The organism is Enterobacter cloacae complex sp. IR5384 (genome assembly GCF_049237265.1).
Lineage (GTDB): Bacteria > Pseudomonadota > Gammaproteobacteria > Enterobacterales > Enterobacteriaceae > Enterobacter > Enterobacter cloacae.
The window spans coordinates 1-22163 of sequence record NZ_JBMKHJ010000023.1 but is presented as its reverse complement, the minus strand read 5'-3'; the positions used below and the strand labels follow the sequence as shown (position 1 = coordinate 22163).

At 55.3% G+C, this 22163-nt stretch carries 20 protein-coding genes; 16 read left to right on the top strand and 4 right to left on the bottom strand.

The window, feature by feature from the left end; all coding sequences use genetic code 11:
- Positions 1–90: 90 nt before the first annotated feature.
- Complete coding sequence (gene metE, locus ACOTX3_RS17355) at positions 91–2352, top strand: 5-methyltetrahydropteroyltriglutamate--homocysteine S-methyltransferase (RefSeq protein WP_058678767.1); 2262 nt, start codon at positions 91–93, stop codon at positions 2350–2352.
- A gap of 59 nt (positions 2353–2411) precedes the next feature.
- Here metE and ACOTX3_RS17350 read toward each other — a convergent pair whose 3' ends face one another.
- Positions 2412–3218 carry a dienelactone hydrolase family protein gene (locus ACOTX3_RS17350; protein ID WP_013099243.1) on the bottom strand — a complete coding sequence of 269 codons (807 nt, stop codon included), beginning with the start codon at positions 3216–3218 and terminating at the stop codon, positions 2412–2414.
- A 255-nt stretch (positions 3219–3473) separates the two neighbouring features.
- Here ACOTX3_RS17350 and udp point away from each other — a divergent pair, with 255 nt between their 5' ends.
- From udp to tatD, 9 genes are all read left to right on the top strand, one after another.
- Complete coding sequence (udp, locus tag ACOTX3_RS17345; protein ID WP_003860792.1) at positions 3474–4235, top strand: uridine phosphorylase; 762 nt, start codon at positions 3474–3476, stop codon at positions 4233–4235.
- 138 nt (positions 4236–4373) lie between these two features.
- Complete coding sequence (gene rmuC, locus ACOTX3_RS17340; RefSeq protein WP_048972351.1) at positions 4374–5831, top strand: DNA recombination protein RmuC; 1458 nt, start codon at positions 4374–4376, stop codon at positions 5829–5831.
- Positions 5832–5897: 66 nt separating this feature from the next.
- Positions 5898–6653, top strand: coding sequence for a bifunctional demethylmenaquinone methyltransferase/2-methoxy-6-polyprenyl-1,4-benzoquinol methylase UbiE (gene ubiE, locus ACOTX3_RS17335; RefSeq protein WP_058678766.1), 756 nt, complete (start codon positions 5898–5900; stop codon positions 6651–6653).
- Positions 6654–6666: 13 nt separating this feature from the next.
- Positions 6667–7272, top strand: a complete 606-nt coding sequence (gene ubiJ / locus ACOTX3_RS17330; protein ID WP_029883134.1) for a ubiquinone biosynthesis protein UbiJ — start codon at positions 6667–6669, stop codon at positions 7270–7272.
- On the top strand, positions 7269–8909 hold the full coding sequence (gene ubiB, locus ACOTX3_RS17325) for a ubiquinone biosynthesis regulatory protein kinase UbiB (RefSeq protein ID WP_020688734.1): 1641 nt from the start codon (positions 7269–7271) through the stop codon (positions 8907–8909). Before ubiJ ends, ubiB begins: the two co-directional genes overlap by 4 nt.
- Before the next feature lie 76 nt (positions 8910–8985).
- Positions 8986–9240, top strand: coding sequence for a Sec-independent protein translocase subunit TatA (tatA, locus tag ACOTX3_RS17320; protein ID WP_013099238.1), 255 nt, complete (start codon positions 8986–8988; stop codon positions 9238–9240).
- Between the two features lie 3 nt (positions 9241–9243).
- The gene (gene tatB, locus ACOTX3_RS17315; RefSeq protein WP_023621768.1) at positions 9244–9786 is read left to right on the top strand and encodes a Sec-independent protein translocase protein TatB; all 543 of its coding nucleotides are present in this window, start codon (positions 9244–9246) and stop codon (positions 9784–9786) included.
- Between the two features lie 2 nt (positions 9787–9788).
- Positions 9789–10559 (top strand): Sec-independent protein translocase subunit TatC, encoded by a 771-nt coding sequence (gene tatC / locus ACOTX3_RS17310; RefSeq protein WP_013099236.1) that lies wholly within the window; start codon positions 9789–9791, stop codon positions 10557–10559.
- Between the two features lie 41 nt (positions 10560–10600).
- Positions 10601–11383, top strand: a complete 783-nt coding sequence (gene tatD, locus ACOTX3_RS17305) for a 3'-5' ssDNA/RNA exonuclease TatD (protein WP_058678765.1) — start codon at positions 10601–10603, stop codon at positions 11381–11383.
- On the opposite strand, the gene rfaH is transcribed toward tatD, so the two are convergent.
- Positions 11380–11871, bottom strand: a complete 492-nt coding sequence (gene rfaH, locus ACOTX3_RS17300; protein WP_013099234.1) for a transcription/translation regulatory transformer protein RfaH — start codon at positions 11869–11871, stop codon at positions 11380–11382. The genes tatD and rfaH overlap by 4 nt on opposite strands.
- A 173-nt stretch (positions 11872–12044) precedes the next feature.
- Between rfaH and ubiD the strand changes: the two genes are divergently transcribed.
- Positions 12045–13547 (top strand): 4-hydroxy-3-polyprenylbenzoate decarboxylase, encoded by a 1503-nt coding sequence (gene ubiD / locus ACOTX3_RS17295; RefSeq protein ID WP_161496900.1) that lies wholly within the window; start codon positions 12045–12047, stop codon positions 13545–13547.
- Between the two features lie 30 nt (positions 13548–13577).
- Entirely contained in the window at positions 13578–14279 is a 702-nt protein-coding gene (gene fre / locus ACOTX3_RS17290; RefSeq protein ID WP_421631626.1) for an NAD(P)H-flavin reductase, read from the top strand.
- Between the two features lie 182 nt (positions 14280–14461).
- Here fre and fadA read toward each other — a convergent pair whose 3' ends face one another.
- Together fadA and fadB are read right to left on the bottom strand one after the other, a co-directional pair.
- Positions 14462–15625 (bottom strand): acetyl-CoA C-acyltransferase FadA, encoded by a 1164-nt coding sequence (gene fadA / locus ACOTX3_RS17285; RefSeq protein ID WP_020688730.1) that lies wholly within the window; start codon positions 15623–15625, stop codon positions 14462–14464.
- Between the two features lie 9 nt (positions 15626–15634).
- Positions 15635–17824, bottom strand: a complete 2190-nt coding sequence (gene fadB, locus ACOTX3_RS17280) for a fatty acid oxidation complex subunit alpha FadB (RefSeq protein ID WP_058678763.1) — start codon at positions 17822–17824, stop codon at positions 15635–15637.
- Positions 17825–18014: 190 nt separating this feature from the next.
- On the opposite strand from fadB, the gene pepQ reads away from it, so the two are divergent.
- Genes pepQ through hemG form a run of 4 tightly spaced genes read left to right on the top strand, consistent with a single transcriptional unit; the run spans position 18015 to position 22008 of the window.
- Positions 18015–19346: a Xaa-Pro dipeptidase gene (gene pepQ / locus ACOTX3_RS17275; protein WP_058678762.1), complete on the top strand. Its 1332-nt coding sequence runs from the start codon at positions 18015–18017 to the stop codon at positions 19344–19346.
- The gene (locus ACOTX3_RS17270; protein WP_013099228.1) at positions 19346–19960 is read left to right on the top strand and encodes an IMPACT family protein; all 615 of its coding nucleotides are present in this window, start codon (positions 19346–19348) and stop codon (positions 19958–19960) included. Before pepQ ends, ACOTX3_RS17270 begins: the two co-directional genes overlap by 1 nt.
- Positions 19961–20000: 40 nt before the next feature.
- Positions 20001–21452: a Trk system potassium transporter TrkH gene (trkH, locus tag ACOTX3_RS17265; protein WP_013099227.1), complete on the top strand. Its 1452-nt coding sequence runs from the start codon at positions 20001–20003 to the stop codon at positions 21450–21452.
- Positions 21453–21462: 10 nt separating this feature from the next.
- Positions 21463–22008, top strand: coding sequence for a menaquinone-dependent protoporphyrinogen IX dehydrogenase (hemG, locus tag ACOTX3_RS17260; RefSeq protein WP_048972348.1), 546 nt, complete (start codon positions 21463–21465; stop codon positions 22006–22008).
- Positions 22009–22163 lie beyond the last annotated feature (155 nt).

Below are 22163 nucleotides of genomic sequence, written 5' to 3'. Positions count from 1 at the left end.
ATTTTGCGCTTGAGGAATATACAGTACCTGCCAATTATAGATGTGTAAACATCTGGACGTCTAAATAACGAATTTCACAAGGGGCATGACATGACAATCCGCAATCACACTCTCGGTTTCCCTCGCGTTGGCCTGCGTCGCGAGCTAAAAAAAGCACAAGAAAGCTACTGGGCAGGAAACACCACGCGTGAAGAACTGCTGGCAGTGGGCCGCGAACTGCGTGCCCGCCACTGGGAGCAGCAAAAACAGGCGGGCGTAGACCTGCTGCCGGTGGGCGATTTCGCCTGGTACGACCATGTTCTGACGACCAGCCTGCTGCTTGGCAATGTCCCGGCTCGTCATCAGAACAACGATGGATCGGTAGATATCGACACGCTGTTCCGCATCGGCCGTGGCCGTGCGCCAACCGGTGAGCCAGCGGCAGCGGCGGAAATGACCAAGTGGTTTAACACCAACTATCACTATATGGTGCCGGAGTTTGTTAAAGGTCAGCAGTTCAAACTGACCTGGACCCAGTTGCTGGATGAAGTGGACGAAGCGCTGGCGCTGGGGCACCAGGTGAAACCGGTGCTGCTGGGGCCAGTGACCTACCTGTGGTTAGGAAAAGTCAAAGGCGAGCCGTTCGATCGTCTGAGCCTGCTGAAGGATATCCTGCCGGTCTACAAACAGGTGCTGATTGAGCTGGGCAAACGCGGTATTCAGTGGGTGCAAATCGACGAACCGGCGCTGGTGCTCGAGCTGCCGCAAGCGTGGCTCGATGCCTTCAAACCGGCTTACGATGCACTGACCGGGCAGGTGAAGCTGCTGCTTACCACCTACTTTGAAGGTGTGACGCCGAACCTCGGCACCATCACCAAATTGCCAGTGCAGGGCCTGCACGTTGACCTGGTGCATGGAAAAGATGATGTTGCAGAACTGCACAAGCGCCTGCCAGCGGAGTGGCTGCTCTCTGCCGGGCTGGTAAACGGTCGTAACGTCTGGCGCGCCGATTTGACAGAAAAATATGCTCAGATTAAAGACATCGTCGGCAAACGTGAGCTATGGGTGGCCTCTTCGTGTTCACTGCTGCACAGCCCTATCGATCTCAGCGTTGAAACCCGCCTGGATGCGGAAGTGAAAAGCTGGTTTGCCTTTGCCTTGCAGAAATGTGAAGAACTGGCTCTGCTGCGTGACGCCCTGAACAGCGGCGACACGGCGGCGATTACCGAATGGAGCGCTCCGATTCAGGCCCGTCGTCATTCGTCTCGCGTTCACAACCCGGCGGTGGAAAAACGTCTGGCGGCTATCACCGCGCAGGACAGCCAGCGTCAAAGCCCGTATGAAGTGCGTGCAGAAGCCCAGCGCGCCCGTTTCAAGTTGCCTGCGTGGCCAACCACCACCATCGGTTCCTTCCCGCAAACTACCGAGATCCGCGGCCTGCGCCTGGACTTCAAAAAGGGCAACCTAGATGCGGCCAACTACCGCACCGGCATCGCGGAACATATCAAACAGGCGATTGTGGAGCAGGAGCGCTTAGGCCTGGACGTGCTGGTTCACGGGGAGGCAGAGCGTAACGACATGGTGGAGTACTTCGGTGAGCATCTGGATGGTTTCGTCTTTACCCAAAACGGCTGGGTACAGAGCTATGGTTCCCGCTGTGTAAAACCACCGGTGGTGATCGGAGACGTCAGCCGTCCGCACCCGATCACCGTCGAATGGGCTAAATATGCCCAGTCCCTGACCGACAAGCCGGTAAAAGGCATGTTGACCGGTCCGGTGACCATTCTTTGCTGGTCCTTCCCGCGTGAGGACGTGACCCGTGAAACCATCGCGAAGCAAATTGCGCTGGCGCTGCGCGATGAAGTGGCGGATCTGGAAGCGGCGGGCATTGGCATCATCCAGATTGACGAACCGGCCCTGCGCGAGGGATTACCGCTGCGTCGCAGCGACTGGGACGCCTACCTGCAGTGGGGTGTGGAAGCGTTCCGCATCAATGCCGCAGTGGCGAAGGACGACACCCAGATCCACACCCACATGTGTTACTGCGAATTTAACGACATCATGGATTCCATTGCCGCACTGGATGCCGACGTGATCACCATCGAGACCTCGCGTTCAGATATGGAACTGCTGGAGTCGTTCGAAGAGTTCGATTACCCGAACGAAATCGGGCCGGGCGTATATGACATTCACTCCCCGAACGTGCCGAGCGTGGAGTGGATCGAAGCCCTGCTGAAGAAAGCCGCCCAACGCATTCCGGCAGAGCGCCTGTGGGTGAACCCGGACTGCGGTCTGAAAACCCGCGGCTGGCCTGAAACCCGCGCGGCGCTGGCGAATATGGTGAAAGCGGCGCAGAATTTGCGTCAGGGTTAAGACAGAGTCGATCCCATTATGTAGCCCGGTAAGGCATCGCCGCCACCGGGCTTTTATGTTTACGCTTTCTTGCCGCCGTACTGGCTAAACCACGCCAGCATCCGCTGCCAGCCATCTTTGGCTGATTCCGCGTGATAGCTCGGACGATAATCGGCATTAAACGCGTGTCCGGCATCCGGGTACACGACAATGTCTGCCTTTGCATTCGCCGCGCGTAGCGCATGGCGCATGGTCTCTACCGTGTCGAGCGGAATACCCGTGTCCTGACCACCGTACAGTCCCAGCACCGGGGCATTTAAGTCTGTGGCGATATCAACCGGATGTTTTGGCGAGTTCAGCGTTTTTTCGCCCACCAGTTTACCGTACCAGGCCACAGCAGCTTTCAGCTGCGGATTGTGCGCGGCATACAGCCAGCTAATGCGTCCGCCCCAGCAGAACCCCGTTATCATCAGTCGATGCGCATCACCGCCGTTACGCGCCGCCCAGTTGGCAACATGATCCAGATCGGCCAACACCTGTGCATCCGGCACTTTACTGACCAGATTGCTCAAAAGCGTTGGGATATCGCTGTAGTCGTTCGGATCGCCCTGACGGAAATAGAGCTCTGGCGCAACGGCCAGGTAACCTTCCAGCGCCAGTCGGCGGCAGAGGTCGCGAATATGTTCATGAACGCCGAAAATTTCCTGAACCACAATCACGATCGGCAGCGGACCGTCTGCCGATGCTGGTCGCGCGTGGTAAGCAGGCATATTTTCCCCCTGCGAGGGAATGGAGGTCTCTCCCGCCGTAATGGCGTCTTCAGGCGTTGAGACGATGGTTGAGGCATGCGGAGCCGCAGCAGGTGCAAAACCGGTTTTTTCAGTCATGGCATTCTCCGTACCAATGAGTTAGCGCAAAGGTAAATATAGACACCAGGTTAACAACCCACAGTGCCTTAAACGGTCTATCTTTTGTGCAGCACACCACGATATAACTTGTTAATGTGATGTAAATCACTTTTTTATGGAAATCTACTGCAATCATTTTCATTCATGGTGAGATGTGTCACGAAATTATGCGTATCGCTTCTGTAAAGTACCGTTTTACTTCTTCTGACTAACCGACCCACAGAGGAGTCACCTATGTCTAAGTCTGATGTTTTTCATCTCGGCCTCACCAAAAACGATTTACAAGGGGCTACGCTCGCTATCGTCCCGGGCGATCCTGAGCGTGTGGAAAAGATCGCCGCGCTGATGGATAAGCCGGTTAAGCTGGCAGCCCATCGTGAATTCACCACCTGGCGTGCAGAACTGGATGGTAAGGCCGTGATTGTGTGCTCTACCGGTATCGGTGGCCCGTCTACCTCCATTGCCGTTGAAGAACTGGCGCAGCTGGGCATCCGGACGTTCCTGCGTATCGGGACGACCGGTGCGATCCAGCCGCATATCAACGTGGGTGATGTATTGGTGACTACCGCGTCCGTGCGTCTGGATGGGGCGAGTCTGCACTTTGCACCAATGGAATTCCCGGCGGTTGCCGATTTTGAATGTACGACGGCGCTGGTTGAAGCAGCGAAATCCGTTGGCGCAACCACGCACGTGGGCGTAACCGCCTCGTCGGACACCTTCTACCCGGGTCAGGAGCGTTACGACACCTTCTCTGGCCGTGTGGTGAGCCGTTTTAAAGGCTCTATGGAAGAGTGGCAGTCTATGGGCGTGATGAACTATGAAATGGAATCTGCAACGCTGCTGACCATGTGCGCAAGCCAGGGTCTGCGTGCCGGTATGGTGGCGGGGGTAATCGTCAACCGTACCCAGCAGGAAATCCCGAACGCCGAAACCATGAAACAAACCGAAAGTCATGCGGTAAAAATCGTGGTTGAAGCGGCCCGTCGTCTGATCTAATCCTCTCTTCTGACATCAAAGGCCGACACGTTCGGCCTTTATTTTTTGCGTAGCGCCTCGCAGGAAAACCCTTTCAAACTGGACGTTTATACAGCACAATCTTATTTTGTGCGGTAATACGTTGATGCAGGGGGCATTGTGGATCTCTCAATTCTGATTTACGCGGTGATTGCGCTCGCGGGCGTGGCGATAGGCTGGCTGATTTCCAGCTATCAGCACGCGCAGCAAAAGGCCGATCAGCTGGCAGAGCGTGAAGAGATAGTCGCCGAGTTAAGCGCGACAAAACAGCAACTTGCGCTGAGTGAACACTGGCGAGACGAGTGCGAGTTACTCAACAACGAACTGCGCAATCTGCGTGATATCAACACCTCACTGGAAGCCGATCTCCGTGAAGTCACGACCCGCCTGGAATCCACTCAGCTGCATGCGGAAGACAAAATCCGCCAGATGATGAACAGCGAGCAGCGCCTCAGCGAACAGTTTGAGAATCTCGCGAACCGCATTTTTGAGCACAGCAACCGCCGCGTTGACGAACAAAACCGCCAGAGTCTGAACAGTCTCCTGACGCCTCTGCGTGAGCAACTGGACGGTTTCCGTCGTCAGGTGCAGGACAGCTTTGGTCAGGAGGCCCGCGAGCGGCACACCCTGGCACACGAAATTCGTAATCTGCAGCAGTTGAATGCACAAATGGCGCAGGAAGCGGTCAACCTGACCCGCGCCCTGAAAGGGGATAACAAAACGCAGGGTAACTGGGGTGAAGTCGTCCTCACGCGGGTGCTGGAAGCCTCTGGACTGCGCGAAGGGTATGAATACGAAACCCAGGTCAGCATAGAAAACGATGCCCGCTCGCGAATGCAGCCAGATGTCATCGTGCGTCTGCCGCAGGGTAAAGATGTGGTGATTGATGCCAAAATGACGCTGGTGGCCTATGAGCGTTACTTTAACGCGGAGGATGACTACACCCGCGAATCGGCGTTGCAGGAGCACATTGCCTCCGTGCGGAACCATATTCGTCTGCTGGGCAGAAAAGACTATCAGCAGTTGCCGGGTTTGCGCTCTCTTGACTATGTTCTGATGTTTATCCCGGTAGAGCCTGCGTTTCTGCTGGCACTCGACAGACAGCCGGAACTGATAACTGAAGCGCTGAAAAACAACATTATGCTGGTCAGCCCCACCACGCTGCTGGTGGCGTTACGCACCATTGCCAACCTGTGGCGCTATGAACATCAGAGCCGCAACGCGCAGCAGATTGCCGATCGCGCCAGCAAGCTGTACGACAAAATGCGCCTCTTTGTGGATGATATGTCCTCGGTCGGGCAAAGCCTGGACCGCGCGCAGGATAACTACCGCCAGGCGATGAAAAAACTCGCCTCCGGGCGGGGTAATCTGCTGGCGCAAGCTGAAGCCTTCCGCGGCCTGGGGGTGGAGGTTAAACGCGAGATTAATCCGGAACTGGTTGAGCAAGCCACGGTACAGGACGAAGAGTTTCGCCTGCGCGAAGGCGCTGATGGACAAAAGAGAGACAGTGAAGACAACGAGTTAGCGGCAGAGTTATCGCCAGACCCGCATCTGGCGCGTTTCTTACGTGGTGGTTGAAACGTAGGGCAAACGCGCCCAATCTGTTACACTTCACGAACATTTTACTGATAAGCAGGCTCTGAGATGGTTGACGATTCACAAGACACAACGCACTTTGGCTTTCAGACTGTCGCCAAAGCGCAGAAAGCTGACATGGTGGCCCACGTATTTCATTCCGTGGCGGCGAAGTACGATGTGATGAATGACTTGATGTCATTCGGCATTCATCGCTTGTGGAAGCGCTTCACCATTGACTGTAGTGGTGTGCGTCGTGGACAAATGGTACTGGACCTTGCCGGCGGCACGGGCGATTTGACCGCGAAATTCTCCCGTCTGGTGGGTGAAACCGGGCGTGTTGTTCTGGCTGATATTAACGACTCCATGCTGAAAATGGGGCGTGAGAAGCTGCGTAACATCGGCGTGGTGGGGAATGTGGAATATGTGCAGGCAAACGCCGAGGCGCTGCCGTTCCCGGACAATACCTTTGACTGCATCACTATCTCTTTTGGCCTGCGTAACGTCACCGATAAAGAAAAAGCGCTGCGCTCAATGTATCGCGTGCTGAAGCCGGGCGGACGTCTGCTGGTGCTTGAGTTCTCCAAACCGATTATCGAGCCACTGAGCAAAGCCTACGACGCCTATTCATTCCATGTTCTGCCGCGTATTGGCGAACTGGTGGCAAACGACGCAGAAAGCTACCGCTATCTGGCGGAATCCATTCGCATGCACCCGGATCAGGACACCCTGAAGGCCATGATGCAGGATGCGGCGTTTGAAAACGTTGAGTATTTCAACATGACGGCGGGTGTCGTCGCACTGCATCGCGGTTATAAGTTCTGAGTGGAGGTGTCCTGTGCCCTTTAAACCCTTAGTCACCGCAGGCATCGAGAATGTACTGAATGCCTTTCTCTATCGTGCGCCAGCGCTAAAAGCCGCGCGGCAGCGACTTAACGGGAAGGTATTGCGGATCGTTTTAAAAGAGTTCTCGACGCCGCTTGTGCTGGTCTTCAGCGAACGCCAGCTTGATGTTCTGGGGGAGTGGGAAGGAGACGCCGACTGCTCTGTCATCACGCGCATGAGCGTGCTGCCAAAACTGCGTGACCGCCAGCAGCTGACGGCGCTGATCCGAAGCGGTGAGCTGGAAGTGGAAGGCGACATTCAGGTTGTACAAAATTTCGTTGCGCTCAGCGATTTAGCCGAGTTCGACCCGGCGGAACTGCTTGCCCCGTTTATTGGCGACATTGCAGCGGAAGGGATCGGCAAAGCCCTGCATGGTGGTACCGCCTTCCTGCGTAAAAGCTTGCAACGTCAGCAGCGCTATGCGGCAGAGGTGCTGACCGAAGAGTGGCGTATGGCCCCTGGACCGCTGGAAGTGGCCTGGTTCGCGGAAGAGACTGCGGCTGTTGAACGTGCGGTTGATGCGTTAACCAAACGGCTGGAAAAACTGGAGGGCAAATGACGCCTGGTGAAATTCGGCGCCTCTATTTTATCGTCCACACCTTTTTGAGTTACGGGCTCGACGAGCTTATCCCCAAAATGCGTATCACGCTGCCGCTTCGTATCTGGCGGCGGATGTTGTTCTGGATGCCTAATCGCCACAAAGGACAGCCGCTGGGTGAACGCCTGCGTCTGGCGCTACAGGAGCTGGGCCCGGTATGGATTAAATTCGGCCAAATGCTCTCGACCCGTCGCGATCTTTTCCCGCCCCAGATTGCCGATCAGCTGGCACTGCTGCAGGATCGCGTGGCCCCGTTTGACGGCGTGCGCGCGAAAAAACAGATCGAAGAGGCGATGGGCAATATTCCTGTTGAGACCTGGTTCGACGATTTCGACATTCAGCCGCTGGCTTCTGCTTCTATTGCCCAGGTGCATACCGCGCGTCTGAAAGAGAATGGCAAAGAAGTCGTGATCAAAGTTATCCGCCCGGATATTCTGCCGATCATCAAAGCGGACATGAAGCTTATCTATCGTCTGGCGCGCTGGGTTCCGCGTCTGCTCCCTGACGGACGCCGCCTGCGCCCGCTGGAAGTGGTACGGGAATATGAAAAAACGCTGATCGATGAACTAAACCTGCTGCGCGAATCGGCAAACGCCATTCAGCTACGGCGCAATTTTGAAAACAGCCCGATGCTGTATGTTCCTGAAGTCTATTCTGACTACTGCAGCCAGAACATGATGGTCATGGAACGTATTTACGGTATTCCCGTCTCGGATGTCGTGGCCCTGGAGAAACAGGGAACGAACATGAAGCTGCTGGCCGAACGTGGCGTACAGGTCTTCTTTACTCAGGTCTTCCGCGACAGCTTTTTCCACGCAGACATGCATCCGGGCAATATCTTTGTGAGCTATGAGCATCCGGACGACCCGCAATATATCGGCATTGATTGCGGTATTGTCGGCTCGCTCAATAAAGAAGATAAGCGTTATCTGGCGGAGAATTTTATCGCCTTCTTTAATCGCGACTACCGTAAAGTGGCTGAACTGCACGTTGACTCAGGTTGGGTTCCGCCGGACACCAATGTCGAAGAGTTCGAGTTTGCCATCCGTACCGTCTGTGAACCGATTTTTGAAAAACCGCTGGCGGAAATCTCGTTCGGTCACGTGTTGCTGAATCTGTTTAACACCGCTCGCCGCTTCAATATGGAAGTGCAGCCACAGCTTGTTTTACTTCAGAAAACATTACTTTACGTTGAAGGTGTAGGTCGACAGCTCTATCCTCAGTTAGACTTGTGGAAGACCGCGAAACCGTTCCTGGAATCCTGGATTAAGGATCAGGTTGGCATTCCGGCTCTGGTACGAGCTTTCAAAGAGAAAGCCCCGTTCTGGGTTGAAAAAATGCCGGAACTTCCTGAACTGGTGTATGACAGTTTGCGTCAGAGCAAGAACCTTCAGCTCAGCATGGATAAAATCGCCCACGAGCTTCAGTCGAACCGCGTACGCCAGGGCCAGTCTCGCTATCTGTTTGGCATTGGCGCAACCCTGCTGCTCAGTGGTACGTTGTTATTAATCAACCGTCCGGACTGGCAGATGATGCCCGCCTGGCTAATGGCTGCCGGAATAGTGGTCTGGTTCGTTGGCTGGAGAAAGACGCGCTGAACAGGCATCGCTATCACCAGGTCGCATACGTATAATGCGGTCTGACTAATTAATCATCTATCTCTGAGGAATATGTATGGGTGGTATCAGTATCTGGCAATTAGTCATTATTGCCGTCATCGTCGTGCTGCTGTTTGGCACCAAAAAGCTCGGTTCTATCGGTTCCGATCTGGGCGCGTCTATCAAAGGCTTCAAGAAAGCAATGAGCGATGATGAGAGCAAGCAGGATAAAACCAGCCAGGACGCTGACTTTACTGCTAAATCCATCTCCGACAAGCAAGAAGATGCCAAAAAGGAAGACGCTAAACGCCACGATAAAGAGCAGGTGTAAGTCGTGTTCGACATTGGTTTTAGTGAGCTGCTGCTGGTCTTTGTGATTGGCCTCATCGTGCTGGGGCCACAGCGTTTACCCGTTGCAGTCAAAACGGTTGTGGGGTGGGTGCGTGCGCTTCGTTCGCTGGCATCCACCGTACAGAACGAGCTGGCGCAGGAACTTAAGCTGCAGGAGTTTCAGGAAAGCCTGAAAAAGGTTGAGAAGGCGAGCATGGATAACCTGACGCCGGAACTGAAAGCCTCCATGGATGAACTGCGCGAAGCGGCAGAATCCATGAAGCGCTCCTACAGCGTTAACGATCCTGAAAAAGCGAGCGATGAAGCGAACACCATCCATAACCCGGTGGTGAAAAATAGTGAAGCGCAGCGCGAGGGCGTAACGCCTGCCAGCGCTGAGCATCAGGCCACCGCGCCTGAACATACGCCGCAGGAACCTGAACTGAAAAAACAGGCGCAGCCGGAAGACCCTGTGGTCAACGCGGCTGAAGCAAAGCCCGCCGCGCCTGTTACCGAATCATCCCCCTCGTCGAGTGATAAAGCGTAAACATGGCAGTAGATGATACTCAACCGCTCATTACGCACCTCATAGAGCTGCGTAAGCGCCTGTTAAACTGCATTATTGCGGTTTTCGTTATTTTCTTATGCCTGGTTTATTTCGCCAATGACATCTACCAGGTTGTCTCCGCGCCGCTGATAAAGCAGATGCCGCTGGGCGCAACGATGATCGCGACGGACGTTGCTTCGCCGTTCTTTACGCCCATTAAGCTCACGTTCTGGGTATCGTTGATCGCTTCTGCACCCATCCTGCTGTATCAGATCTGGGCGTTTGTGGCGCCAGCGCTGTATAAGCATGAACGCAAACTGGTGATCCCACTGCTGGTCTCCAGCTCGCTGTTGTTCTATATCGGCATGGCGTTTGCCTATTTCGTGGTCTTCCCGCTGGCCTTTGGCTTCCTGACGCATACCGCGCCGGAAGGGGTACAGGTGTCGACCGATATTGCCAGCTACCTCAGCTTTGTGATGGCGCTGTTTATGGCATTCGGCGTGGCGTTCGAAGTGCCGGTTGCGATTGTGCTGCTTTGCTGGGTGGGTGTAACCACACCAGAAGACCTGCGTAAAAAGCGTCCGTATATTCTGGTCGGCGCATTTGTGGTCGGCATGCTGCTGACGCCGCCCGATGTCTTCTCGCAAACGCTGCTGGCCATACCGATGTACTGTCTGTTTGAGGTAGGCGTCTTCTTCTCACGTTTCTATGTGGGGAAAGGGCGTCGATCAGAGGACGAAGACGACGTCTCTGAAAAGAGCACTGAAGAGTAAAACCAGCCGCCCGTCAGGGCGGTTGTCATATGGGGAATTGCATGTTTGATATTGGACTTAACCTGACCAGTTCACAGTTTGCCAAAGATCGCGACGACGTCGTGGCGCGCGCGTTTGCCGCCGGCGTAAAAGGTCTGCTGCTGACAGGCACCAACCTGCATGAAAGCGAGCAGGCGCAACAGCTGGCCCAACGCTACGACCGTTGCTGGTCTACCGCGGGCGTGCATCCTCATGACAGCAGCCAGTGGACGTCGGAGAGCGCTGATATCATTCACAGGCTGGCGAAAACCCCCGAAGTGGTGGCTATCGGGGAATGTGGGCTCGATTTCAACCGCAATTTTTCCACCCCTGCCGAACAGGAAAAAGCATTCACGGCGCAACTCGCCCTGGCGGCCGAGCTTGAAATGCCGGTGTTTATGCACTGTCGCGACGCGCATGAGCGCTTCCTCGCGCTGCTGGATCCCTGGCTGGATAAACTGCCAGGCGCGGTGCTGCACTGTTTTACCGGTTCACGTCAGGAGGCGCTGGACTGTCTGGATCGTGGGCTTTATTTGGGGATTACCGGCTGGGTGTGCGATGAGCGCCGCGGGCTGGAACTTCGCGAACTGTTGCCGGTGATCCCGGCCGACCGGTTGCTCTTCGAAACCGATGCGCCTTATTTATTGCCGCGTGATATCAAACCAAAACCGGCATCGCGACGTAACGAACCGGCATGGCTGGGGCATATTGTTACGAGCGTGGCGCAGTGGCGCGGAGAGGATCCGCACGGGTTATCTGCGCAGACGGATGACAACGTGCGTCGCCTGTTTGGCATTGATTTTTAAACTTTGCGGAAGTCAGTGTTTTTCACGCTCTGTAGCACCTGCTTATTAAGCAGATTGAGCAATAACATGGAGCGTGCTTCACCGTCCGGCTCGGCGAAAATCGCCTGCAGGCCTTCGAAGGCACCTTCGGTGATGACGACACTGTCTCCCGCGTACGGGGTTTCCGGGTCGGTAATATCTTCAGGTTGTTGATAAACCGAAAGCTGATGGATCACCGTCGACGGCACCGTTGCCGGGTGCGCACCAAAACGAACAAAATGGCTAACGCCGCGCGTGGCGCTGATGGTGGTGGTGTGGATCACTTCCGGGTCGAATTCCACGAACAAATAGTTCGGAAATAGCGGCTCACTGACGGTTGTGCGCTTCCCGCGCTGCATTTTTTCAAGCGTGATCACGGGTGTCAGGCAATTTACAGACTGACGTTCTAAATGTTCCTGCGCGCGCTGAAGTTGCCCGCGTTTGCAATACAGTAAATACCAGGCCTGCATAATCACTCTTTCCCTTAGTTTCGGGCGCAAGCATATCAAAACCCTGGCGGGATCGCTAAGTTGATTATAATGGCCGAAAAGGGAACAGGATGCAGAAGTTCACGCTAATTTAACAAAATTACAGCATCACGCAGGCTTACGCCGTATAATGAAGCGCTTACAGAGAGGCCATGATTAACTGCATGAAATACCACGATCTCCGCGACTTCCTGACGCTGCTGGAAAAGCAGGGCGAACTCAAACGCATTACGCTTCCTGTCGATCCTTATCTGGAAATGACAGAAATTGCTGACCGCACCCTGCGTGCCGGTGGCCCGGCGCTTCTGTTTGAAAACCCGAAGGGTTATTCAATGCCGGTGCTGTGCAACCTGTTTGGAACCCCTCGCCGTGTGGCGTTGGGCATGGGCCAGGAGGACGTCACAGCGTTACGTGAAGTGGGTAAATTGCTGGCGTTTCTGAAAGAGCCGGAGCCACCGAAAGGCTTCCGCGATCTGTTCGACAAGCTGCCGCAGTTTAAGCAGGTGCTGAACATGCCAACCAAACGTCTGCGTGGCGCGCCGTGCCAGCAGAAAGTGCTGGAAGGGGATGCGGTAGATCTGACCAAAATCCCGATCATGCAGTGCTGGCCTGAAGATGCCGCGCCACTCATTACGTGGGGGCTCACCGTCACACGCGGGCCGCATAAAGAGCGTCAAAATCTGGGTATTTACCGCCAGCAGCTGATTGGCAAGAATAAGCTCATCATGCGCTGGCTGTCGCATCGCGGCGGCGCGCTGGATTTCCAGGAGTGGTGCGCTGCACACCCGGGCGAGCGTTTTCCGGTCTCTGTTGCGTTAGGTGCCGACCCCGCCACCATTCTGGGCGCGGTAACGCCAGTGCCGGATACACTCTCTGAATATGCCTTTGCAGGACTGCTGCGTGGCACCAAAACGGAAGTCGTGAAGTGTATCTCTAACGACCTCGAAGTGCCCGCGAGTGCAGAGATTGTCCTGGAAGGTTACATTGAACAGGGCGAGCTGGCACCCGAAGGCCCGTACGGTGACCACACGGGCTATTATAACGAAGTGGATAACTTCCCGGTGTTTACCGTCACGCACATTACCCAGCGTGAAGATGCGATTTATCACTCCACCTATACCGGACGTCCACCGGATGAACCTGCAGTACTGGGCGTGGCGCTGAATGAAGTGTTTGTGCCGATCCTGCAAAAGCAGTTCCCGGAAATTGTTGATTTCTATCTGCCGCCGGAAGGATGCTCGTATCGCCTGGCGGTGGTCACAATGAAGAAGCAGTATCCTGGTCACGCTAAACGCGTGATGATGGGCGTATGGTCTTTCCTGCGCCAGTTTATGTATACCAAATTTGTGATTGTCTGCGATGATGACGTTAACGCCCGCGACTGGAATGATGTTATCTGGGCCATTACCACGCGAATGGATCCGGCGCGCGATACGGTGTTAGTGGAAAACACGCCGATAGATTATCTGGATTTTGCCTCGCCGGTCTCCGGTCTTGGCTCAAAAATGGGACTGGATGCCACAAATAAATGGCCTGGCGAAACCGACCGTGAATGGGGTCGCCCGATCAAGAAAGATCCTGCTGTGACCGCGCGAATTGACGCGATCTGGGACGAACTGGCCATAATGAATAACGGTAAACCGCAGGCTGACCGTTAAGCCCTATAGACTTCCCGACAGAGAGAGCGAATGACAACCTTATGCTGTAAAGTGACCTCGGTAGATGCTATCACCGACACCGTATATCGCGTCCGTTTAGTGCCTGAAGCGGCATTCTCTTTCCGTGCTGGTCAGTACCTGATGGTCGTGATGGATGAACGTGATAAGCGTCCTTTCTCTATGGCCTCAACGCCAGCGGAGCAGGAATTTATTGAGCTTCATATTGGTGCGTCAGAGCTTAACCTGTATGCAATGGCCGTCATGGACCGCATTCTTAAAGAGCGCGAGATCGTGGTGGATATTCCCCACGGTGATGCATGGCTGCGTGACGATGAAGACCGTCCGCTGATCCTGATTGCCGGTGGTACAGGCTTCTCCTACGTGCGCTCTATTCTGTTGACGGCCCTGGCGCGTAACCCGAACCGTGATATCACTATCTACTGGGGTGGCCGCGAAGAGAAACATCTCTACGATCTCTCTGAGCTTGAAGCGCTGAGCGTTAACCATCCCAACCTGCGTGTTGAACCGGTGGTTGAGCAGCCGGAAGAGGGCTGGCGTGGGCGTAGCGGCACAGTGCTGACGGCGGTACTGCAGGATCATGGCACGCTGGCAGGGCACGATATCTATATCGCTGGCCGCTTTGAGATGGCGAAAATTGCCCGTGACCTGTTCTGTAACGAACGAGATGCGCGTGAAGATCGTCTGTTTGGCGATGCTTTTGCGTTTATCTAAATAAAAAACCCGCCCCTGACAGGCGGGAAGAACGGCAACTAAACTGTCTCTCTTCGCCAATGACGCCATAACTGCGTTGGCTGCGCTCGTTCACCCGAATCACTTACTAATGTAAGCTCATCGGGATTCGCTCGCTTGCCGCCTTGTTCTGACGGCATTGGCTTTGAGATACTTTTCCTTACTTACACTCTCTCAAACACCGTCGCGATACCCTGACCCAGGCCAATACACATCGTTGCCAGACCAAACTGCGCGTCTTTGCGTTCCATCAGGTTAATCAGCGTTGTGCTGATACGCGCCCCGGAGCAGCCCAGCGGGTGACCGAGGGCGATCGCGCCGCCGTTGAGGTTAATTTTCTCGTCGATCTGCTCCATCAACCCCAGATCTTTAATGCACGGCAGGATCTGCGCGGCGAAGGCTTCGTTCATCTCGAACACGTCGATATCACTGGTGGTCAATCCCGCTTTCTTCAGCGCCAGCTTCGAGGCCGGAACCGGGCCGTAACCCATGATAGAAGGATCGCAGCCTACCACCGCCATTGAGCGCACCCGGGCGCGAGGCGTTAACCCCAGCTCGCGGGCGCGGCTTTCGCTCATTACCAGCATCGCGGCCGCTCCGTCAGACAGCGCCGACGAGGTACCTGCCGTGACCGTACCGGTGACCGGGTCAAACGCCGGGCGCAGGGTGGATAGCGCTTCAACGGTGGTTTCCGGGCGGATCACTTCGTCGTAGCTGAACTGCTTCAGAACGCCATCAGCATCATGGCCGCCGGTCGGGATGATCTCATTCTTAAACGCGCCGGATTGCGTAGCGGCCCATGCACGAGCATGAGAACGCGCGGCGAAGGTATCCTGCATTTCACGGCTAATTCCGTGCAGGCGGGACAGCATTTCAGCGGTCAGGCCCATCATTCCTGCGGCTTTCGCCACGTTACGGCTCATGCCCGGGTGGAAATCGACCCCGTGGCTCATTGGCACATGGCCCATGTGCTCCACGCCGCCGACCAGGCAGGCCTGCGCGTCACCGGTCATGATCATACGCGCCGCATCATGCAGTGCCTGCATTGAGGAGCCGCACAGACGGTTGACGGTAACTGCCGGCACCGAATGTGGGATCTCCGCCAGCAGCGAAGCATTGCGGGCGATGTTGAAGCCCTGCTCAAGCGTCTGTTGCACACAGCCCCAGTAGATATCGTCGAGCGCAGCCGGGTCCAGCGCCGGATTACGCGCCAGCAGGCTACGCATCAGGTGCGCTGAGAGATCCTCTGCACGCACGTTACGGAATGCGCCGCCTTTTGAACGGCCCATCGGGGTGCGAATCGCATCAACAATGACAACCTTTTCCATTGTGACTCCTTAAGCCGTTTTCAGCTCGCCAACCGGACGGGCTGGCTCAACTGCTGGGTAATAGGATTCGTTATGGCGCGCTTTATTACGCAGCCCTTCCGGCACGTCATACAGCGGGCCGAGGTGCTGATACTGCTGCACCATATCGAGATAGCGGGCGCTGCCGAGCGTATCCAGCCAGCGGAACGCGCCGCCGTGGAACGGAGGGAAGCCCAGGCCATAGACCAGCGCCATATCGGCTTCTGCCGGACTGGCGATAATGCCTTCTTCCAGGCAACGCACCACTTCGTTGATCATCGGAATCATCATCCGGGCGATGATTTCATCGTCCGTGAAGTCACGTTTTGGCTGGCTAACCCCGGCCAGCAGGCTATCCACCGCCGGATCTTCTTCTTTCTTCGGTTTGCCTTTGCTGTCTTCTTTATAGCGCCAGAAGCCCAGACCGTTTTTCTGACCAAAGCGGTTGGCGTCAAACAGGGCGTCAATCGCATCGCGATAATCTTTCTGCATGCGCTGTGGGAAGCCCGCCGCCATAACCGCTTGCGCGTGATGCGCGGTATCAATGCCAACCACATCCAGCAGATACGCCGGCCCCATCGGCCAGCCGAACCGTTTTTCCATCACTTTGTCGACTTTGCGGAAGTCCGCGCCGTCGCGCAGCAGTTGGCTGAAACCAGCGAAGTAAGGGAACAGTACGCGGTTGACGAAGAAGCCCGGGCAGTCGTTGACCACTATCGGGGTTTTGCCCATCTTGCTGGCCCACGCCACCACTTTTGCGATGGTGTCGTCAGAGGTTTTTTCGCCGCGGATCACTTCGACCAGTGGCATGCGGTGCACCGGGTTGAAGAAATGCATTCCGCAGAAGTTTTCCGGGCGCTTCAGGACGCTTGCCAGCTCGCTAATCGGAATCGTCGAGGTGTTAGAGGCCAGTACGGTCTCCGGACGCACTTTCTCTTCCGTTTCGGCCAGCACCGCTTTCTTCACTTTCGGGTTCTCTACCACGGCCTCAACCACCACATCGACGCGGTCAAAACCGGTGTATTCCAGTACGGGCTGGATAGTAGAGATCACGCCTGAGAGTTTCAGACCGTCAATTTTGCCGCGTTCCAGCTGTTTATTGAGCAGCTTGGCCGCTTCGGTCATCCCCAGCGTCAGGGATTTCTCGCTGATGTCTTTCATCACCACCGGCACGCCCTTCCAGGCGGACTGGTAAGCGATGCCACCGCCCATAATGCCAGCGCCAAGTACCGCCGCATGTTTTGGCGTCTCAACGTTTTTCGTCAGCTGTTTTGCTTTGCCTTTCACGAACTGATCGTTGAGGAAGATACCCACCAGCGCGCGGGCTTCATTGGTATGTGCCAGCGGGACAAAGCTCTGGTTTTCGAGTTTCAGGGCTTCGTCACGGCCAAAGCGGGCTGCGGCTTCGATGGTTTTCACCGCCGTGATCGGCGCCGGGTAGTGTTTACCCGCCGTCTGCATCACCATGCCCTTGGCGATGGTGAAACTCATGGCTGCTTCAATCTTGCTGAGCTTTAACGGCTCCAGTTTCGGCTGGCGTTTGGCCTTCCAGTCGAGATCGCCGTTAATGGCCTGACGCAGAATGGCGAGGGAGCCTTCAATCAGTTTTTCTGGCTTCACGACGCCATCAACCAGGCCGATTTTTTGCGCCTGCTCTGCGCCAACATCTTTACCTGCGGCAATAATTTCCAGCGCGCTGTCGGCACCCAGCATGCGCGGCATACGTACGGAGCCGCCAAAGCCCGGCATAATGCCCAGTTTGGTTTCCGGCAGGCCGATGCGCAGATCCGGCGTGGCGAGACGGTAGTCGGTGGCCAGCACGCATTCGCAGCCGCCGCCCAGCGCGTAGCCGTTAACGGCGGAAAGGGTCGGGACAGGCAGATCTTCCAGACGATTAAAGACGCTGTTGGCAAAGTGCAGCCACTGGCTCAGCTGTTCTTCAGGCACCAGGAACAGTGAAAGAAATTCGGTGATATCGGCACCAACAATAAAGGCCGCTTTGTTCGAGCGCAGCAGCAGCCCCTTTAAATCAGTTTGCTTTTCAAGTACATCCAGCGCCTGGCCAAGACTGGCCACCGTCGCGGTATCGAGCTTGTTGACTGAGCCGGGGGCATCGAACACCAGTTCGGCAATGCCATCTTCCAGCCAGTTGAGGTACAGGGTGTCGCCTTTGTAGAGCATGTCAGTCTCCTGAATCCAGCAAGTGGATCTGGTCATACCAGATGAGTCGGAGTGTGGGATTTATGTTAATAAAATGCAAATTACTCATTAAGAAATTGCTGCATTGATCACGGTCGGTGGAAATCACGCAGCCGGAGACAGGTGTGCTAAGATGCGAGGACTTGAGGTCAAAAAAACGAAAGGAAGAATGATGGACTCACTGGCTTCGCTTTATAAAAATCATATCGTTACCCTACAGGAACGTACCCGTGATGTACTTGCCCGCTTTAAGCTGGATGCGCTGTTAATCCACTCGGGCGAGCTGATGAATACCTTCCTGGATGACCATGCGTATCCGTTTAAGGTTAACCCGCAGTTTAAAGCCTGGGTGCCGGTAACACAGGTGCCAAATTGCTGGTTGCTGGTGGATGGCGTGAACAAGCCGAAACTGTGGTTCTATCTGCCTGTGGATTACTGGCACAACGTTGAGCCGCTGCCGACCAGCTTCTGGACAGAAGAAGTGGACGTCATGGCTTTACCAAAAGCCGATGGTATTGGCAGCCAGTTGCCTGCCGCGCGTGGAAATATTGCCTACATTGGCCCGGTCCCGGAGCGTGCGCTGGGTCTGGATATCCCGGCAGACAAACTCAACCCGAAAGGGGTGCTGGATTTCCTGCACTATTACCGCGCGTATAAAACCGACTACGAACTTTACTGCATGCGTGAAGCGCAAAAAACGGCGGTGAATGGTCACCGTGCAGCGCATGAAGCCTTCCAGTCCGGTATGAGCGAGTTCGATATCAATCAGGCGTACCTCACCGCGACCGGTCACCGTGACACCGACGTGCCTTACAGCAATATCGTCGCCCTGAATGAGCATGCCTCTGTGCTGCATTACACCAAACTGGATCACCATGTGCCGTCTGAGATGCGCAGCTTTCTGCTGGACGCAGGCGCAGAGTACAACGGCTACGCGGCTGACCTGACCCGTACCTGGGCGGCCAATGCGGATACCGATTTTGCGCATCTGATTAAAGACGTCAACGATGAGCAACTGGCGCTTATCAGCACCATGAAAGCCGGAAGCAGCTATGTGGATTACCATATCCAGTTCCATCAGCGCATCGCTAAACTGCTGCGTAAACACCAGATTGTGAAAGACATGAGCGAAGAGGCGATGGTCGAAAACGATCTGACCGGACCCTTTATGCCGCACGGTATCGGCCACCCGCTGGGTCTGCAGGTTCATGATGTTGCGGGCTTTATGCAGGATGATACCGGCACGCACCTCGCCGCGCCGTCTAAATATCCTTACCTGCGCTGCACGCGTATCCTTGAGCCGCGCATGGTGCTGACCATCGAGCCGGGTATCTACTTTATCGAATCGCTGTTAGCGCCATGGCGCGAAGGTCAGTTCAGCAAGCACTTCAACTGGGAAAAAATTGACGCGCTGAAGCCGTTTGGCGGTATTCGTATCGAAGATAACGTCGTGATTCATGAGAACGGTATCGAGAATATGACGCGAGACCTGAAGCTGGCCTGATGGAAAGCTGGCTGATACCGGCTGAGCCGGTCACCTTTGTTGAAGAAATCAAGAAAAGCCGCTTTATTACGCTGCTGGCACACACCGATGGCGTAGAGGCGGCAAAGGCGTTTGTTGAGTCTGTCCGCGCTGCGCATCCCGACGCCCGTCACCACTGCGTGGCGTGGGTCGCCGGGCCGCCAGACGATTCGCAGCAGCTGGGTTTTTCTGATGACGGTGAACCGGCGGGTACTGCCGGCAAACCTATGCTTTCCCAGCTCATGGGCAGTGGCGTGGGTGAAATCACCGCCGTGGTTGTTCGCTACTACGGCGGCATTCTATTAGGTACCGGTGGGCTGGTGAAAGCGTATGGCGGGGGCGTACAGCAGGCGCTTAATATGTTGGTCACCACCCGCAAAACGCCACTCACCGAATATACTTTGTTGTGCGACTACGCCCAGCTATCGGGTGTCGAAGCGCTGCTTAAACAGTTTAACGGTGTGATTGCACACAGTGATTACCAGGCAATGGTGCAATTGCGCGTGGCGCTTCCTCAGGCTGAACAGGCTGCTTTTTCGGCAAAACTGGCGGATTTTAGTCGCGGTTCGTTGCAATTGCTGCCGATTGAAGAATAATCCCCACCTCACTTTTTGAATACCAAAGGAAGCGGCAGAGATGCATTTTCGTGCCATAACCCGAATCGTTGGACTGCTGGTCATACTTTTTTCCGGGACAATGATTCTCCCAGGACTGGTGGCGCTTATCTACCGGGACGGCGCGGGGCGGGCATTTACCCAGACCTTCTTTGTTGCGCTGGCGATTGGCTCACTGCTGTGGTGGCCAAACCGTCGTCAGAAAGGTGAGCTGAAATCACGTGAAGGGTTTCTGATTGTGGTGCTGTTCTGGACGGTGCTGGGAAGCGTCGGTTCGCTGCCCTTTATCTTCTCTGAACAGCCCAATCTGAGCATCACGGATGCCTTTTTTGAATCCTTCTCCGGCTTAACGACTACCGGCGCGACTACGCTGGTTGGGCTGGATTCGTTACCCCACGCCATTCTCTTTTATCGCCAGATGCTGCAATGGTTCGGTGGTATGGGGATCATTGTTCTGGCGGTGGCCATTCTTCCTATCCTGGGCGTCGGGGGCATGCAGCTGTACAGGGCAGAAATGCCGGGGCCACTGAAGGATAACAAGATGCGCCCGCGTATTGCCGAGACGGCGAAGACCCTGTGGTTGATTTATGTTTTACTGACCGTTGCCTGTGCGCTGGCGCTGTGGTTTGCCGGTATGCCCGCGTTCGATGCCATCGGGCACAGCTTCGCGACAATCGCCATCGGCGGGTTCTCTACCCACGATGCCAGCGTGGGCTACTTTGATAGTCCAACGATCAACACCATTATTGCTATTTTCCTGCTGATCTCCGGCTGTAACTACGGTCTACACTTCTCATTACTCAGCGGACGTAGCCTGAAGGTGTACTGGCGCGACCCGGAGTTCCGTATGTTTATTGGCGTCCAGCTCACGCTGGTGGTCATCTGTACGCTGGTGCTTTGGTTCCACGATGTCTATAACTCGGCGTTGACCACGCTAAACCAGGCATTTTTCCAGGTGGTGTCGATGGCGACAACCGCAGGTTTTACCACGGACAGCATTGCGCGCTGGCCGCTGTTCCTGCCTGTGCTGCTGCTGTGCTCGGCATTTATTGGTGGTTGCGCAGGGTCGACGGGCGGTGGCCTGAAGGTGATTCGTATTCTGCTGCTCTTCAAGCAGGGGAACCGTGAATTAAAACGCCTGGTTCATCCGAATGCAGTCTATAGCATCAAGCTGGGCAACCGTGCCCTGCCGGAACGTATTCTCGAAGCGGTGTGGGGATTCTTCTCGGCGTATGCCCTGGTCTTCATCGTCAGTATGCTGGCAATCATCGCGACGGGGGTGGATGATTTCTCTGCCTTTGCGTCCGTTGTGGCAACACTTAATAACCTCGGGCCTGGACTGGGGGTCGTGGCGGATAACTTTGCCAGTATGAACCCGGTCGCGAAATGGATCCTAATCGCCAATATGCTGTTTGGGCGTCTTGAGGTCTTTACGCTGCTGGTGCTGTTCACCCCAACATTCTGGCGCGAGTAAGGAGTCGTCGGTGAAAACACTTATTCTATTCTCTACGCGAGACGGGCAAACGCGTGAGATTGCCTCTTATCTGGCTTCTGAACTACAAGAGCTGGGCATTTACTCTGATGTGGTGAACCTGAACCGTACGGAGCAAATCGCCTGGCAGGATTACGACCGCGTGGTGATTGGGGCGTCTATCCGTTACGGGCATTTCCATCCTGCGCTGGATCGCTTTGTGAAAAAGCATACGGCAGCGCTCAATAAGCTGCCCGGGGCGTTCTACTCGGTCAATCTGGTGGCCCGCAAACCTGAAAAGCGTACACCGCAGACCAACAGCTACACGCGCAAGTTTTTGCTGAATTCGCCGTGGCAGCCAGACGTGTGTGCCGTCTTTGCAGGGGCGCTGCGTTATCCCCGCTATCGCTGGTATGACCGCTTTATGATTCGGCTGATTATGAAAATGACCGGCGGTGAAACCGATACGCGTAAAGAAGTGGTTTATACCGACTGGACGCAGGTGAGCAGTTTTGCCCGGGAAATCGCGCATTTATCACCCGAATCGCGGCGTATTTAAGCGCGGAGTTTGAAAAGTGAGCGAACGAAAAGTTTTTTGTATTTTGTGCTTGTCACTTCAGAATAACTCCCTATAATGCGCCTCCACTGACACGGAACAACGGCACACACGCCGCCGGGTCAGCAGAGAAAAGCAAATTAAACGCTTGACTCTGA